This is a genomic window from Sulfitobacter sp. HI0129 (genome assembly GCF_001635395.1).
Taxonomy (GTDB): Bacteria; Pseudomonadota; Alphaproteobacteria; order Rhodobacterales; family Rhodobacteraceae; genus Sulfitobacter.
The window spans coordinates 1-15,516 of sequence record NZ_LWGH01000221.1 but is presented as its reverse complement, the minus strand read 5'-3'; the positions used below and the strand labels follow the sequence as shown (position 1 = coordinate 15,516).

General features: G+C 63.1%; 15 protein-coding genes. 5 read left to right on the top strand and 10 right to left on the bottom strand.

The genetic code is table 11. The features are described 5' to 3' along the window. Nucleotides 1-221: 221 nt before the first annotated feature. Entirely contained in the window at nt 222-911 is a 690-nt protein-coding gene (locus tag A3764_RS03115; protein WP_067922675.1) for a GntR family transcriptional regulator, read from the top strand. A 7-nt stretch (nt 912-918) separates the two neighbouring features. Here the strand turns inward: A3764_RS03115 and hutU are convergent, their stop codons facing one another. Genes hutU through hutI form a run of 4 tightly spaced genes read right to left on the bottom strand, consistent with a single transcriptional unit; the run spans nt 919 to nt 6,135 of the window. Beyond that, nucleotides 919-2,598 carry a urocanate hydratase gene (hutU, locus tag A3764_RS03110; protein ID WP_067922672.1) on the bottom strand — a complete coding sequence of 560 codons (1,680 nt, stop codon included), beginning with the start codon at nt 2,596-2,598 and terminating at the stop codon, nt 919-921. Then, complete coding sequence (gene hutG, locus A3764_RS03105; protein WP_067951153.1) at nt 2,595-3,392, bottom strand: N-formylglutamate deformylase; 798 nt, start codon at nt 3,390-3,392, stop codon at nt 2,595-2,597. Before hutG ends, hutU begins: the two co-directional genes overlap by 4 nt. Then, nucleotides 3,389-4,927, bottom strand: coding sequence for a histidine ammonia-lyase (hutH, locus tag A3764_RS03100; RefSeq protein WP_067919465.1), 1,539 nt, complete (start codon nt 4,925-4,927; stop codon nt 3,389-3,391). The genes hutG and hutH overlap by 4 nt, the downstream gene beginning before the upstream one ends. Beyond that, the gene (gene hutI / locus A3764_RS03095) at nt 4,924-6,135 is read right to left on the bottom strand and encodes an imidazolonepropionase (protein WP_067919467.1); all 1,212 of its coding nucleotides are present in this window, start codon (nt 6,133-6,135) and stop codon (nt 4,924-4,926) included. The genes hutH and hutI overlap by 4 nt, the downstream gene beginning before the upstream one ends. A gap of 84 nt (nt 6,136-6,219) precedes the next feature. Between hutI and A3764_RS03090 the strand changes: the two genes are divergently transcribed. Next, nucleotides 6,220-7,581 (top strand): formimidoylglutamate deiminase, encoded by a 1,362-nt coding sequence (locus tag A3764_RS03090; RefSeq protein WP_067919469.1) that lies wholly within the window; start codon nt 6,220-6,222, stop codon nt 7,579-7,581. Between the two features lie 12 nt (nt 7,582-7,593). On the opposite strand, the gene A3764_RS03085 is transcribed toward A3764_RS03090, so the two are convergent. From A3764_RS03085 to A3764_RS03070, 4 genes are all read right to left on the bottom strand, one after another. Further along, the gene (locus tag A3764_RS03085; RefSeq protein ID WP_067919471.1) at nt 7,594-8,322 is read right to left on the bottom strand and encodes a Crp/Fnr family transcriptional regulator; all 729 of its coding nucleotides are present in this window, start codon (nt 8,320-8,322) and stop codon (nt 7,594-7,596) included. Between the two features lie 160 nt (nt 8,323-8,482). Next, nucleotides 8,483-9,811, bottom strand: a complete 1,329-nt coding sequence (locus A3764_RS03080) for a DUF3618 domain-containing protein (protein ID WP_067919473.1) — start codon at nt 9,809-9,811, stop codon at nt 8,483-8,485. Then, nucleotides 9,801-10,199, bottom strand: a complete 399-nt coding sequence (locus A3764_RS03075; protein ID WP_067919475.1) for a phage holin family protein — start codon at nt 10,197-10,199, stop codon at nt 9,801-9,803. Before A3764_RS03075 ends, A3764_RS03080 begins: the two co-directional genes overlap by 11 nt. Further along, complete coding sequence (locus A3764_RS03070) at nt 10,196-10,894, bottom strand: hypothetical protein (RefSeq protein ID WP_067951152.1); 699 nt, start codon at nt 10,892-10,894, stop codon at nt 10,196-10,198. Before A3764_RS03070 ends, A3764_RS03075 begins: the two co-directional genes overlap by 4 nt. Before the next feature lie 330 nt (nt 10,895-11,224). On the opposite strand from A3764_RS03070, the gene A3764_RS03065 reads away from it, so the two are divergent. Beyond that, the gene (locus A3764_RS03065) at nt 11,225-12,352 is read left to right on the top strand and encodes an aminotransferase class V-fold PLP-dependent enzyme (protein WP_067921861.1); all 1,128 of its coding nucleotides are present in this window, start codon (nt 11,225-11,227) and stop codon (nt 12,350-12,352) included. Here A3764_RS03065 and A3764_RS03060 read toward each other — a convergent pair. Next, a complete protein-coding gene (locus A3764_RS03060; protein ID WP_067921858.1) occupies nt 12,347-13,510 on the bottom strand; it encodes a pyridoxal phosphate-dependent aminotransferase in 1,164 nt (387 codons plus the stop codon). The genes A3764_RS03065 and A3764_RS03060 overlap by 6 nt on opposite strands. A 90-nt stretch (nt 13,511-13,600) precedes the next feature. Here A3764_RS03060 and A3764_RS03055 point away from each other — a divergent pair, with 90 nt between their 5' ends. Next, complete coding sequence (locus tag A3764_RS03055; RefSeq protein ID WP_082850945.1) at nt 13,601-14,323, top strand: SDR family NAD(P)-dependent oxidoreductase; 723 nt, start codon at nt 13,601-13,603, stop codon at nt 14,321-14,323. A 6-nt stretch (nt 14,324-14,329) separates the two neighbouring features. On the opposite strand, the gene A3764_RS03050 is transcribed toward A3764_RS03055, so the two are convergent. Continuing rightward, nucleotides 14,330-15,088: an N-acyl homoserine lactonase family protein gene (locus tag A3764_RS03050; protein ID WP_067921855.1), complete on the bottom strand. Its 759-nt coding sequence runs from the start codon at nt 15,086-15,088 to the stop codon at nt 14,330-14,332. A gap of 41 nt (nt 15,089-15,129) precedes the next feature. Here A3764_RS03050 and A3764_RS03045 point away from each other — a divergent pair. Further along, nucleotides 15,130-15,516 (top strand): aminotransferase class I/II-fold pyridoxal phosphate-dependent enzyme (locus A3764_RS03045; RefSeq protein ID WP_150122060.1); only part of this gene is annotated, 387 nt, incomplete at its 3' end.

The window sequence follows — 15,516 nt, the reverse complement described above, 5'->3', positions numbered from 1 at the left end:
GTGCTGATTTCGGCGGCTACCGCGCTGGGTTATGCGCTCCTGCGGGGGCCTCCCTGGGACCGGGCCATGCCCTTCGGGCCCTTCTTGGCGATGTCTTTCTGGTTGCTCTGGCTGGTGCAGGGACCGATCTGCGCCTGAGGGCCCTTCCCTTTTGCCTAGATATATCCACTTTATGTCTGTACCTTTTGCATCAGATTGCGTGGCAGAGGCGAAGCATCGGAATGGCGATCGGGTACAAGGAGCTGAAGGCGGATATCCTGCAACGCATCGTGCAGGGGTATTGGCCGCCCGGTAGCCTTTTGCCCGGCGAAGTCGAACTCGCGGAACAGCATGGCTGTGCGCGCGCCACGGTGAACCGGGCGATGCGCGAACTGGCGGACGACGGGATCGTGGAGCGGCGGCGCAAGGCGGGAACGCGCGTGCGCATGGCCCCCATGCGGCAGGCCCGTTTCGATATCCCGATCATCCGCAAGGAAGTCGAAGCCATCGGGGCCACCTATCGCTATGCCCTTCTTTCGCGCGACGAGGTCAATGTACCGGATTGGCTCTGCGGTCGGCTCGGCGTCTCACGGGGGGAGAGTGTTTTGCACGTCGAGTGTATGCACTATGCCGACCACACGCCCTATCAGCACGAAGATCGCTGGATCGATATCTCCGTACTTCCGGCAGCCCGGACAGCCGACTTCAGTGCGGTAGGTCCGAACGAATGGCTTGTCGCTGCCGTTCCGTTCTCCACGGTGGAGATGAGCTTTCGCTCCACGGCGGCGGATAGAGTTCTGGCCGCCCACCTGGATTGCGCGGAAGGCGCCCCGCTCTTTCAGGCGGAACGCTCGACATGGTGGGAAGAGCAAGCCATCACCTTCGTCCGGCTGACCTACCGGGAAGGGTACCGGATGACGACGCGCTACTGATCGAACGTCAGCCCAGAATACCCGGCAGATCCAACCCATGCTCCCGCGCGCAGTCGAGCGCGTCTTCGTAGCCGGCATCGGCATGGCGCATCACCCCGGTGGCCGGGTCGTTCCAGAGCACATTGGCGATGCGGCGATCGGCGTCCTCTGTGCCGTCGCAGCAGATCACCATTCCGGAATGCTGCGAAAAGCCCATGCCCACGCCGCCGCCATGGTGCAGTGACACCCAGGTCGCGCCAGACGCCGTGTTGAGCAACGCGTTCAGCAGGGGCCAGTCTGAAACCGCGTCGCTGCCGTCCTTCATCGCTTCGGTTTCGCGGTTGGGCGACGCGACGGAACCTGAATCGAGGTGATCGCGACCGATCACCACGGGGGCCGAAAGCTCGCCCGTTCGCACCATTTCGTTGAAGGCGAGGCCAAGCTTGTGCCGCACGCCCAGCCCGACCCAGCAAATGCGCGCGGGTAGGCCCTGAAAGCTGATCCTGTCGCGCGCCATATCCAGCCAATTATGCAGGTGCGGATCGTCCACCAGTTCCTTCACCTTGGCGTCGGTCTTGTAGATATCCTCCGGGTCACCCGAAAGCGCGCACCAGCGGAAAGGGCCGATGCCCCGGCAGAACAGGGGCCGGATATAGGCGGGCACAAAGCCGGGGAAGGCGAAGGCATCTTCGAGGCCTTCGTCCTGCGCCACCTGCCGGATGTTGTTGCCATAGTCGAGGGTCGGAACCCCGGCGTTCCAGAAATCCACCATGGCTGCCACATGGGTTTTCATGCTGGCGCGGGCGGCCTTTTCCACCTTTGCCGGTTCAGCCTCTCGCGCGGCGCGCCATTCGGCCATGCTCCACCCTTGAGGAAGATAGCCGTTGATCGGGTCATGGGCGCTGGTCTGGTCGGTGACGATATCTGGCCGGGGGCCGCCGTTTTTCATCCGCTGGACGAGTTCGGGAAAGACATCGGCAGCATTGCCCAAGAGGCCCACGGATTTCGCTTCGCCCGCCTTTGTCCAGCGCTCGATCTTCTCCAAGGCTTCGTCCAGTGTTTCGGCCTTTTCGTCGAGGTATCGGGTCCGCAGGCGAAAATCGATGCTTTCGGCGTTGCATTCCACCGCGAGGCAACAGGCCCCGGCCATCACCGCGGCGAGCGGCTGCGCCCCGCCCATGCCGCCAAGCCCCCCGGTCAGGATCCATTTGCCGATGAGGTCACCGCCATAGTGCTGCCGCCCAGCTTCGACAAAGGTTTCGTAGGTTCCCTGAACAATGCCCTGACTGCCGATGTAGATCCACGATCCGGCAGTCATCTGGCCGTACATCGCCAACCCCTTGCGGTCGAGTTCGTTGAAGTGGCTCCAGTTCGCCCAATGGGGCACGAGGTTGGAATTCGCGATGAGCACGCGCGGCGCATCCTTGTGGGTGCGGAAGATCCCCACCGGTTTGCCTGATTGAACGAGCAGCGTCTGGTCCTCTTCCAGCGAATTCAGGCTTGCCACGATGGCGTCGAAATCCTTCCACGTCCGGGCGGCCCGCCCGATCCCGCCATAGACGACGAGTTCATGGGGGTTTTCGGCCACGTCCGGATGCAGGTTGTTCATCAGCATCCGCATGGGCGCTTCGGTCAGCCAGCTTTTGGCGGTGATCTCGGACCCGGTGGCGGGAAAGATATCTCGGGTGTTCTTGCGGGAATCGGTCATTTTAGGTCTCCGTCGAGGGCGATGTGGGCGAGTTTGCCGAGCAGGCGGGCGAGCGGGCGGCGCAGGCGCTGGGCCTTGGCAGGGTCGTATTCCCAGGGCGGCGCTTCGGCGTTCAGGTAGGCGGACTGCGCAAGCTCCATCTGTATGGCGTGGACCCCCTTGGCAGGTCGCCCATAGTGCCGCGTCGTCCAGCCCCCCTTGAAGCGCCCGTTGAGAACGGAGGTGTAGCCGTCCTCCGCGCGGCAAAGGCCATATGCTGCGGTTTCGAGCGCCCGCGCGCAGGTGCGGCCATCGTTCGTACCGATGTTGAAATCAGGCAGGGTGCCGTCGAAGAGAAACGGGATCTCGCTCCTGATCGAATGGCAATCATAGAGGATCGCAATGCCGTGCTTCTTGCGCACCCGGTCCAGTTCCTCCTCCAGCGCGGCGTGGTAGGGGGCGTGGAAGCTTTTGAGCCGTGTTTCGGTATCGGCGGGGGAGGGCGGGGTTTCCCAGATGGCGTTGTCATCGAAATCCGTCAGCGGGATCAACCCGGTGGTATTCTGCCCGGGATAGAGCGTCTGGCCCGAAGGGTCGCGGTTTGCATCGATGACATAGCGGTGAAACGTCGCCCGCACGGTCGTCGCCCCATCGAGAAGCCCTTGGTAGAGCCGGTCGATATGCCAGTCGGTATCGGCAAGCGCGCGACCCCGCTGGTTCAGGGCTGCGTGAACCTCGGGCGGCAGATCCGTCCCGGTATGGGGCATCCCCAGCACGATCGGCCCGTCGCCGCGGGTGACTTCCACGGGGGTCATGGTGAAACCTCAGGCATTGTGGTCGCCGAGGCTTCGATGATCGTGCCGGAGCGGATGAGCTGCCCTGCAGCTTCCAGATCGGGGGCGAGGTAACGATCCTCGGACAGGCCGGGGATGCGCTGGCGCACGGCATCCAGCACCGCGCTCAGCGGCGCGCTGGTCTTCAGGGGGGCGCGGAAATCGACGCCTTGCGCCGCACAAAGCAATTCGACCCCCAATATGCGTTCCAGGTTGGCAACCATGCGACCGAGCCGCACGGCCCCATGGGCGGCCATGCTGACGTGGTCCTCCTGATTGGCGGAGGTGGGTGTGCTGTCGGTGACGCAAGGATTGGCGAGATGCTTGTTTTCGCTCATCAGTGCCGCGGTGGTCACTTCGGCGATCATGTAGCCGGAATTCAGACCGGGATCGGGCGTCAGGAAGGGGGGCAGGTCGTGGTTCAGCGTAGGGTCGACAATCAGCGCGATCCGGCGCTGGGCAATGGCGCCGATCTCTGCCAAGGCCAGCGCGATGGTGTCTGCCGCAAATCCCACCGGCTCTGCGTGGAAATTCCCGCCCGACACGATCAGGTCCGCTTCGGCCAGTACCAGCGGATTGTCCGTCGCGGCGTTCGCTTCGATCTCCAACGTGCGGGCGGCTTGGCGCAGGACGTCCATCGCGGCCCCGGCCACCTGTGGTTGGCAGCGAATGCAATATGGGTCCTGTACGCGTTGGTCCCCTTCACGGTGGCTTTCACGAATTTCGGACCCGTCCAGCAGGTCGCGCATGGTGGCTGCGGCCTCGATCTGTCCGCGGTGCCCGCGAAGGTCATGGATTTCCGGCTGGAGGGGCGCCGTGGACCCCATGATCGCATCCGTCGAAAGGGCAGAGGTGATGAGCGCGTTTTGCAGCGCCCGCCATGCCCCGAAAAGCCCGACGAGGGCGAAGGCCGTGGAAAACTGGGTGCCGTTGATCAGGGCCAGCCCTTCCTTCGCCCCGAACTCGACGGGCGCGAGCCCCGCGCGGCGCAACGCCTCGGCCCCCGACAGGGTGGCGCCGTCGAACTCGGCTTCGCCTTCGCCCATCATGACGGCAGCCATATGGGCTAGGGGGGCAAGATCGCCCGATGCGCCGACGGAACCCTGCACCGGGATGACGGGCGTGACGCCTTTGGCCAGCATGCCCTCCAGCAGGGTGATAAGCTCCATCCGCACACCGGATGCGCCCCGACCGAGGCTGAGCAGTTTGAGCGCCATCATCAGACGTGCGTGGGAACGCGGAATCGGCTCCCCCACGCCGCAGCAGTGCGACAGGATCAGGTTGCGCTGCAGCGTCGCGGTATCCTTGGGGGCGATCTTGACGCTGGCGAGTTTGCCGAAACCGGTATTCACGCCGTAGACAGCGGTCTGCCCCGCTGCGGCGTTTGCGATCCGTGCCTGCGCCTGTTCGATGCCCGCATGACAGGCGGGATCGAGTTTCAGGGCCGCGTTCTGATGAAACAGTTCGTGGAGATCGGCGAGCGTGACCTTGCCGGGAGTAAGCGTCAGTGTTGTCATGAAGGTCGTCCGATGATGCGTCGGTGAAGTGGATTGAAGCCCATGCGGTAGGCCAGTTCGGCGGGGTGCTCGATATCCCAGACCGCGAGCTCCGCGCGCTTGCCGGGCGCAAGCACCCCGCAGTCATCGAGGCCGAGGGCCCGGGCGGCATGGACCGTAACGCCGCGCATCGCTTCATCGGGCGTCATGCGGAACAGCGTGCAGCCCATGTTCATTGCCAGCAGCAGAGAGGTCAGGGGCGAAGAGCCGGGGTTCGCGTCCGTCGCGAGCGCCATCGGTACGCCCGCGTCGCGCAGGCCTGCGACGGGGGGCGCCTGTGTTTCCCGTAACGTGTAGTAGGCGCCGGGCAGAATGACGGCCGTCGTGCCACTATGAGCGAGTGCTGCGATGCCCGGCGCATCCAGATGCTCCAGATGATCCGCCGAGAGTGCCCCGTAGGAGGCGGCGAGCACCGCGCCGCCAAGGTTCGACAGTTGCTCGGCATGGAGCTTGACCTGAAGGCCGAGAGCCTGTGCCGCGTCGAAAACCCGGGCGATCTGTTCGGGAGAGAATGCGATGCCTTCGCAGAAACCGTCCACGGCATCCACCAGCCCTTCGGCATGGGCGGCGCGGAGCGCGGGGATGCAGACCTGATCGATGTAGCCGTCCTTGTCGTCCTGCCATTCGGGCGGGGTGGCATGCGCGCCGAGAAAGCTGGTGCGGACCCGGATCGGGCGCGTCTCTGCCACTGTCCGAGCAGCACGCAGCATGCGCAATTCGGTTTCAACATCCAGCCCATAGCCCGATTTGATCTCTATCGTGCCGACGCCTTCCGCGATCAGGGCATCGACCCGGGGCAGGGCGGAGGCCAGCAATGCGCCTTCGGACGCCGCCCGGGTCGCCGCGACGGTCGAGACGATTCCGCCGCCGCTGCGGGCGATTTCTTCGTAGGTTGCGCCGTTCAGACGTGCTTCGAACTCGGCCGCGCGGTTGCCCCCGTGCACGATATGGGTGTGGCAGTCGATCAGCGCCGGGGTGACCAAACGGCCTTCGAAATCATGGTGCTTCTGCCCCATGTAGCTGGCGGGCAGTTCGGCGCGGGGACCGATCCAGTCGATCATCCCGTCCGCCAGAACAATGGCGGCATCATCGATCAGGCCGTAGGGCGCCGCACCTGCCGCCATGGTGGCAGCCCGCAAGCCTGTCAGCACATCTGTCCTGTCTGTCATGTCACGATCCGGCACTGTGAGATTTCGCTTTTCTTGTATACCTGATCAATCTATATGTATAGACATAAAATTGGAGGCCACGACATGCGGATTCTTGCGAAACAAGCTTTGCTGGCGACCGGCTGGGCAGAAGACGTACGGGTCTCTCTTTTCGACGGGTGCATTTCCGCAATCACGGTGGGGGTGGAGAAAGGCCCGGAGGACGTCAGCGTCGGCACCCTGTTGCCCGCGATGTCGAACCTTCATTCGCATAGTTTTCAGCGCGCCATGGCGGGCATGACCGAACGGCGCCAGCCCGGGAAGGACAGTTTCTGGACATGGCGTGACCTGATGTACCGCTTCACCCGTCATCTGACGCCTGACCATATAGAGGCCATCGCGGCACAGGTATTCGTCGAGATGCAGGAGGCGGGATATGCCGGCGTCGGGGAGTTCCATTACCTCCATCACGGACCGGATGGCGCGCCCTACGCGGAAATCGCGGAACTGTCCGGGCGGATATGCGCTGCCGCTGAACGCACTGGCATCGGACTGACGCTGCTGCCGGTGCTTTATACCTATGGCGGGGCCGGGCGGGTCGCTCTGTCAGAAGGGCAGCGCAGGTTCGGCAATGATGTGGACAGGTTCCTGAACCTGCATGTGGCTGCCGGCGACATTGTTGCCCAGACATCCTTTGATGCGCGTATCGGCGTCGCGCCCCATTCCCTCCGCGCGACGGCGCCGGAAGATTTGCAGAAGCTAATCGCGGCCCTGCCTGAAGGGCCCTTGCATATCCACGCAGCCGAACAGCCGAAGGAGGTGCGGGACGTCACGGACTGGCTGGGCGCCCGCCCGGTGGAATGGCTGCTGCATGAGGTGGGGGCAGATGATCGCTGGTGCCTGATACACGCCACCCACATGACGCAGGCAGAAACGGAAGGATTGGCGAAGTCCGGCGCGGTCGCAGGACTTTGCCCCATTACCGAAGCGAACCTTGGCGACGGTCCTTTCAACGGACCCGCTTTTCTGGAAGCGGGCGGTCTTTTCGGGATCGGGTCGGATAGCAACGTCCGCATATCGCTCTGCGAGGAACTGCGCATGTTGGAATATTCCCAGCGCCTGCGGGATCTGTCGCGCAATGTGATGGTGCGCGGGCAGGGATCGGTCGGGGATTGTCTTTACCGGACGGCAGCGGAAGGCGGCGCGCGGGCGCTGGGGCGGAATGCCGGGTCAATCGCAGAGGGCCGCCTCGCCGATCTTGTGGCGATCGACGGGGATCACCCTGCGCTATGCGCATTGTCAGCGGATCAACTGTTGGATGGTCTGGCCTTTGCAGCCTCTGACAATGTGGTAACCGATCTTTGGTCTGCGGGGCGGCATTGCGTCAGCGAAGGCAGGCACATTGCCCGCGATGCGGTGGCGCAGGCCTACCGGGGCGCGATGGCGGACCTGACCGCGCTGCTCTAGCGCGGGGGACCCTCATGTATGGGGGAACCAGCTGGTGTCCATGTTGTCGAAGGGGCTGATGAAACCCAGTTCCTTTTCCCACTTTTCCCGGTTCTGCAGACGGAAATAGGGCCGGTCGATCGAAAGCTCGCCGGTCTCGACCCAGCGACGCAGCAGCCGATTAACGTAGATCGGCGTGAGACCCACAAGCTCGCCCAGCTCGGCCTGGCTGAAAGGGACCCGGATGCGATTGCCGAGACCCACGTTCGCCACGTGCAGCCGCGCCCTGAGTTGTAGCAGGAAATGCTTCAAACGCCCTTCGGCATCCATGGCGGCCAATGTTACCGCATGTTCCCGCAGGGCCACCTGATCGAGCGCCGAGATCGCCAGCATGAGCGCCGAAAGCCGGGGGAAATCCTGCAGCATTTCCGCCAATCCGCTGCGGGGGAAGGGGCAAAGTACGCCATCCGTCTGCATGGCGATGGTGTGATGTGCCTGCGAAAGTCCCAACTCGGCTATGCCGATGACCTCGCCGGGGAGGTAGACCCGGAACTTATGAGACTTTTCGGTCATCGTGTGACCAGTGGCGCAGGCCCAGCCTTCGTTCAGGATGTGAATGATGCCGATGTTGTCGCCGGGCCCGTGAAGGATGTCGCCTTTCTTGACGAACTGACGATCCATCTCGATCTTTTCGATGAAGTCACATTCACGCTGGGTCAGATCCACATAATGGCTGAGGCGATTGACGAGGCAGCTATCCATTTCCTACCGATCGGTTCGGGGTCGTTGGAAAGGGGGCATACAATAGCCCGTCTGTATATTCACCCGAAAATTGCAGTTTTTCCCTTGATCCCTGCCTGTAAACGCAAAAGAGCCCGCCCCTTCGGCAAGGGGCGGGCTCGCTCACTGACTTCAGCGGGGATCAGCTTTTGGACTTCGGCTTTCCGAGATCCTGCTTTTCAGCTTCGGACTGCGCCGCATCGGCGATCCGCTGACCTGACTTCTTGGCCTTGTCGGCGACGGCCTTGGCGGCTGTGTCGGCAGGCGCCTTCTCATCCGCGTCATCCTTGACCTCTTTGGCGATTTTTTTCGCCTCATCGGTCGCGGCTTCGGCCACCTTGCCGAGCTTCTCCCGCTCTTCGCGGTAGATGCGTTCGGCTTCGTCGAACAGGTGGTCGCTATGCTCGCCCAGGTACTTGTCTTCGGTCCGGCTGCGCGGAAGGGCGGCACCCAGTGCCGCACCGACTGCAACGGCCAATGCGCCGGCGATCAGGGGGTGGTCTTCGAACAGATCAACAGCCTGTTCACGGCCACGGCGTGCATAGACGGCAGCTTGATCCCGGGCTTCGACGGCACGTTCGCGCGCCGCGATGACCCGGTTGCGAGCCTCTTCGCTGAGGTGTTCGGTACCCTCTGCCAAACGACGGCGGCGTTCCGCCGCCCATTCGGAGGCAGAGCGTGCCGTGCCCCGCACCCGGTCGGAGACGTTGTGCGCGGTGTTGCGCGCCCCTTCAGCTGCGGAACTGGCCGTGTCGCTGACCCGATCCCGCGCGCTGTGAAGCCCGCTGGAAACGGACGAGCCCACGCCCCGCGCCTTGTCGGCGGCGGAGGAACCGACGCCGCGTGCGGTATCGGCTGCCGAGGATCCGGCGGACCGCGCCTTGTCAGCCGCCGAGGATGCGGCGCTGGACACGCTGTCACCGGCGCTGCTGGCCGCGGATTTCGCGCTGTCGAGCATCCCGTTGTCGTTGTCGTAATCATCATGGTCCGGATCACGGGCCCAGGACGGTTCGTTCGCCATGCTCCGACGACCGCTATAATAGGGCCGCGCGGGATTGCCCGGCTGCGCACCGAGGCTACGCCCACGATAGGTATGGTCTGCCGCATCGACCGACGAACTGGGGGCATAGCGACGCTCCGCTGCCGCAAGGCGCCGGTCAGCGTCGTAGGGGTCCCGATTACGGTCGATATAGGGGTCACGGTAGGGGTCGCGCGCCGTCGTCCGATCACCGAACACCATCCATGCAAGACCAACGCCGGTCAGCGCCAGCGCCATCGGGTTGCGCTTGACCGATTCCGACAGGGAGCGCCCGATGTCGCCGCCATGTTCGCGGAACTGGTCGGTGAACTGGCGGGCCAGACCTTCGACCGAGAACCGGTCCTGAATGTCGTCCAGCGTATCGGTCAACTCGGCGCGTTCCCGCTCGATTTCCCGTTCGATCTCTCTCGAACTGCGATTATCACTTGTCATCGTAAACCTCCTTAACGGCTTGCGCATCGCGCTTCACATTCTGTGCCGTGCGTGTGGGTGCAAGGCTTCTGAGTTTCAGGTCACTGGTGCCCTTGGCGATCATCACATAGGCAATGATACCCAGAACGGCGCCCACGATCAGGGCGGACCAACCAGCGGGGATACCGGCTTCTGTCAGCGCTGCGACGAGGGCCGCGCTCAATACGTTCAGGGCAGTCAGCGCGATGACGACGGCACCCACGATGAGGCCGATGGCAACACCGGCGGAATGCAGGTTTTCGTTGATCTCCGCGCGTGCCAGATCGACCTCCTTGCGGACCAGAGAACTGACATGGGTGAGAGCCTCGTTCAGAAGGCTTCCTGTCGACTTTTGCGGTTCAGTGGTCATGATTTGTCTCCTGTCTTGGGCGAAGATGTGGTGGCGCCGGCTGTCTTTGTGCCGCTGCCGGTCTTGACGGCGGGCGAAGCAACGCCCCCGGTCGAACCTGCGGCAGATGTGGTGGCACCCGATGTGCCGCCTGCGGCGGGCGTCGTCGCGGAAGAGGTGGGACGGGTCGTTCCGCCACCCGGTGCCGCCGATACCGGCGCGCGGGAACTGGGAACGGGGCGGTCCATCTCGCTGTGGTCGCGGTCGCTTCCGTAGCCGCCACCGCGGGAGGTGGAGGACGAAGCCTTCGCGAAGCGGGTCGCGGCGAAACCGATCAGGGCCGCGCTGCCGAGGAAGATCGCGGGGTTTCGCTTGGCAAAGCTGTTGAGGTCGTTCACCAGCTCTCCGAGGTCCTTGCCGCGGATCGCTTCGGACGCGTCGGCAAGACCGTCCGCGATCTGGCTGAACGTGCGCTCCTGCGGGGAGCCGCTGCGCAGGTCGTCCGCCGCATGCCGCAACGCGGAAGAGACGCTCTTCACTTCATCGGCAGCGGTTTCCTTGGTCTGGTCCGCATAGCTGGCCGCTTCGTGCGACACGGTCTGCGCCACGTCCTGCGCGGTATTCCGCAGGTTTTCGGAAGCGCTGCTTGCGGTCGATTTAACCTTGTCGGACAGGTTGTCCGTCGTGGTTGATTTGGGCGTGTTGGATGTAGTCATGACAAGCCTCCTTGGTATCAGGCGATGAGGTTCAACAGGGCGAGAACAATGACGATGAGGCCAATGAGGTAGAAGATTCCGTACATTCGCTTTCTCCCATGACGAAAAGTAAATTTCTTGTGTTGGCCTAACGCCGCTTGTTGAAAGCGGTTCCATGAGCAGCCTTCCGAGGGCGCGGAAAGTTGATCTGCTTTAGGACGTTTTGGCGGGCAGGGGGGTTCTTCGCTCTCGCCGGGTGGCGCGCGCAACAGGGTTAGCGAGACAGTGTTTTTGAGCGGGACTTGGGGGGTGCAACCCGTTAGCGTCCGCTTCAAAGACTGAAGGCCCAGAATGACAGATCCCGCATATTTCCTTTATCATTCCATTGGACAATACCCCCGCAAGGCCGAGGAAATGGGCGCGGCACTCGCTCAGTTCGCAGGCATCTGGGGGGCGCTGGACGATGCCCAGTGGCCCCGTGTGCTCGAGGCCCGGCAAGAGTTCCTGCACCATTGGTGCAACCTGATCGACGCCCCCGAAGGCACGTTGACCAGTGCCGAGAACGTGACCACCGCGCTCTATTCCCTGTTGGGCGCGCTTCCCGAGGATCGGCTGCGGGGCAAGGCCCTACTGATCGCGGCGGATTGCTTTCCAAGCCTGCATTTCCTGTTGAACGGGCTGGCCAATCGGGTTGGCTTCGAGCTGCGAACAGTTCCCATCCGCAAGGGCGAATTCTGGGTGCGCGATGAAGACATGATCGCGGCATGGGACGGGGATGTCGCCCTCGCGCTGCTGACTTTCGTGACATCGACATCATCGCATCGGTGCGATCTGGCCCGATTGCTGGAACATGGCCGTAAACAGGGATCCATGATCGGTGTTGATATCACGCAGGGCGTTGGAATCGTGCCCTTTTCGCTCAAAGATACGCCTGTTGATTTCGTAGTGGGTTCCTCGCTGAAATGGCTCTGCGGAACACCGGGGGCGGGGATTTTGCAGGTCAATCCCTCACTGCTGAAAGACTGCGCACCTGAACTGCGCGGCTGGTTTTCGCAGGAAAATCCGTTCTCATGGGACTTGAATGGTTTCGCCTATGCCGCGGACGCACGGCGTTTCGATCACGGCACGCCGTCGGTTCTGGCCTGTCTGGGGAGCATTCCGGCCCTGCGCTGGCATGCAGAGCGGCAGGGCGATCTGATCCGCGCAAACCGTGAAATGACGGCGCGAATCCTGTCCGCGGCCGAGCAGACCTCCCTGCGCCTTGCCAGCCCCCCCGACATTGAAAGGCGCGGCGGTTCCGTGATGTTCCGCCTGCCTGAAAGTGCGGACGCCACGGCAATCCTGAAGCAGATGGCGGAGCGCGAGATCTTGGTGGATTGTCGCGGGCCGATCCTGCGGGTGTCCCCGGGGGCGATGACCGAGCGCAGGCATGTGGACCGGCTGACAGAGACCCTGCAGCACCTTTTTCTGAAGTCATAGGCGGTTGAAAAACGCCTGCATCCTGTCCATCGCCTCCGTCAGGCGAGGAAGTTCGGCTGAACCGAAGCAGACGCGCAGCCTGCCAGCGCCTGCGGCCCCGTAGAAACTGCCTGCTTCGACAACGACGCCGGTTTCCTCCAGCAGCCTGTCGGCGCAGTCCTGATCTGTCGGCCCAGTGCCCGAAATGTCGGGAAAGGCGTAAATGGTCCCTTCGACGTTCGGGCAGACGACACCGGGCATCTGGTTGAGCCTTGCCACCACCAGATCGCGCCGCTCCCTGTCGCGCGCGACCATCCCGGCCAGGACATCCCCCGGCCCGGTAACGGCTGCAAGTGCGCCGTACTGGATGAAAGTATTGACGTGCGTCACCTCGTTCGCCGTGATCTTGAGCAAGGGTTCAAGCAGCGCCGCGTCCGCCGCAACATAGCCGAGCCGCCATCCGTCCATCGCATAGGCCTTGGTAAAGGCGAACATGGAAATCGTCCGCTCCTTCATGCCCGGCAGCGCCGCGATGGATAGATGCTGTGCATCGTCGTAGACGATCTCCTCGTACACTTCGTCCGAAAACACGAGCAGGTCGTGGCGGGTCGCCAGTTCGGCGATCACCTCCAACTCCTCCCTCCGGTAGACGCGGCCGGTAGGATTGCAGGGATTTATTAGCGCAATGGCCCGGGTGGCGGGGGTGATATGCGGCTCTATCGCCGCGCGGCGAATGCTGAAGCCATCGGACGGGTCCAGTGATGCGGTGACAACGCGCGCGCCCGCAAGTTCGGCCTTTCCGATGTGCTGCGGATAATAGGGGCCGAGCAGGAGCACCTCATCCCCTTCATCGAGGTAAGCCATGAAGGCCGCGAAAGAGGCTTGCGTCAGCCCGTTCGTGATCAGCACCTCGTCTGCCGATGCATCGATCAGGTTCTGCCTTTGCAGTTTGCGGGCGAGCGCCGCGCGCAGTTCGGGCAGCCCCTGGAGGTCGGAATAATGTACCTCTCCCCTTCTGAGGGCCGCAATGGTCGCCTCCTTGATGTGGGCTGGGGTGTCCTCCACCGGCATCCCCAGTTCGAGATGGATGAGGTCGCCCCCGCGCCGGGCGGCCTTGGCGTACATGCCGAAATCCTTCGGAGAGGTCTGTGTGATGCGCCGGGCGGGTCGCGGGGGCATGCTGTTTCCTTGCGCGGTAAAATATGTGCGTTTACATCTATCGAGTGACAGAGGCGCCGCGTCAATGCGGCCAAGGGATGAGGGCACCGGATGGACAGAATAGCAGTGGTGACGGGTGCGGCGGGCGGTATGGGCCGGGCGATAACCCGGCGGCTGATCGACGACGGCCTCCACGTCATGGGGCTGGACGTGAATGCCGACGGTCTGGCGGATATGGCAGAAGCGAACTTTCAGGCGATAGAGGTCGACCTGATGGAAGCGGGCGCAATCGCGGCGGCTTTCGACCGGATCGGCAAGGATCACGGTGGCGTGGATGTGCTGGTGAACAATGCGGGCACCTGCTTCATGTCCGAATTCCCGGAAATCCCCGAGCAGGAGTTCGAGCGCCAGATGAAACTCAACTTCTCGGCCGCATTTCATTGCTGCCAATGCGCGATCAAACTGATGGAGGGGCGGGACGGCGTGTGCAAGATCGTCAACATATCGTCCAACGGCGCCTATAATTTCGATGTTTTCGACCCGCCCCATTACCGCGCTTCGAAGGCGGCGCTGGACAACCTGACCAAGGATTTGGCGCGGCGGTACGCCAGCGCGCGGATCTCTGTGAATTCGCTTGCTCCCGCGATGACCGAAACGCCGCTTTTCGGTGTGTTGAGCGATGAGGTTCTGGCCCGTGCCATTGCGCAGATGCCCCATGGTCGCGCGATGGAAGCACGCGAGATTGCGGATTGGGTCGGGTTTCTCGTTTCCTCTGCCGGGGATATTTCCAGCGGGAACGTCATCATCCTCAATCAGGGGCGGGATGTACGCTGAGGAGCCTCAGGTGAACCAATGCGGCGCTTTACTGAGGTCGGGCCATTGCTCCGGGCTGTGACCGAAGATCACGAAGGCATCGCGTTCATTCGCCAATTTCATCAGCCGGTCCCCGTGGTGGATGGCCTGCGCCACGTCCCATGAGCCGGCGAACTTTTCGTCGATTTCAGAAGCGCGGCTGATCGCGTCCGACGTCAGCAGCACCCAACCGGTTTGGGGCAGATCGACCATGAAGGCCAGTTGGCCCGGCGCGTGACCGGGGCAATGCAGCACCTCGAACCCGGGTCCCAACGTCACGTCCGCATCGACGGTGTGATATCGGGCATCCGGCCAGTCCATCGGCTGCTTGCCTGACCAGTAAAGCGGCCGAGGAAGCGCCCGTTCCGCGGCGGAGATGAGGATCGGCGCATTGGGAAACCCGGCCATGTCGCCCACGTGGTCTATGTGGGTGTGGCTCTGGATCATGAGGGTCACATCGTCCTTCGCCAGCCCCAGCTTGCCCAGTTGTGCCGCTGGCAGGTTTTCCGGCGTGACGGACAGGACGCGGCCAAAGCTGCCCAGGTCGTCCTCTTCGGTGGCGGCCGCGGCGTCCCGAGCGTATTTTTCCGGAAAGCCCGTGTCGATCAGGATGGTTTCCCCGGCATCGGTCTGCACGACGAAGCCACAGATACCGATGGTCCGTGGGCCTGCGTGGACTTCGAAAAGACCGTAGTCCAGCACGGCCAGCCGGACGGGCTTGCCCTTCAGGGAAACTTGCATATTCATGTAACTGGTCCTCCCGGGGGGAGAGTTGCAGGAGACCGCGATTGAAAGTCAAGATCCACACGCTGTTCCAGTATTTGCTGGAAACGACCGAAGCGGAGCCTGAAGCGGTTGTCGGTTTCTCCCTCGCGGAATCCCCGCGGCTGGGAGATTTTCTGTCCGATCTCGACCCGGATCTGCCGTTGGACTGGAACAACCGGGATTTCCGGGGCCTTCCCGAATTGCGGGATCATGTGCTGACCAACGCCGGTCTGGCGGAGCGGTGCACGCAGGAAGATGTGCTGATCACTGCCGGGGCCGCTGAGGCGAATTATCTGGCGATCATGCAGACCCTTCAGCCGGGGGATGAGATCGTGCTCGAAACCCCCGGCTGGCCGCAGGCGGAGGTGCTGACAAAGGCCATCGGCGCGCGCATCACCAAGATCACCCGC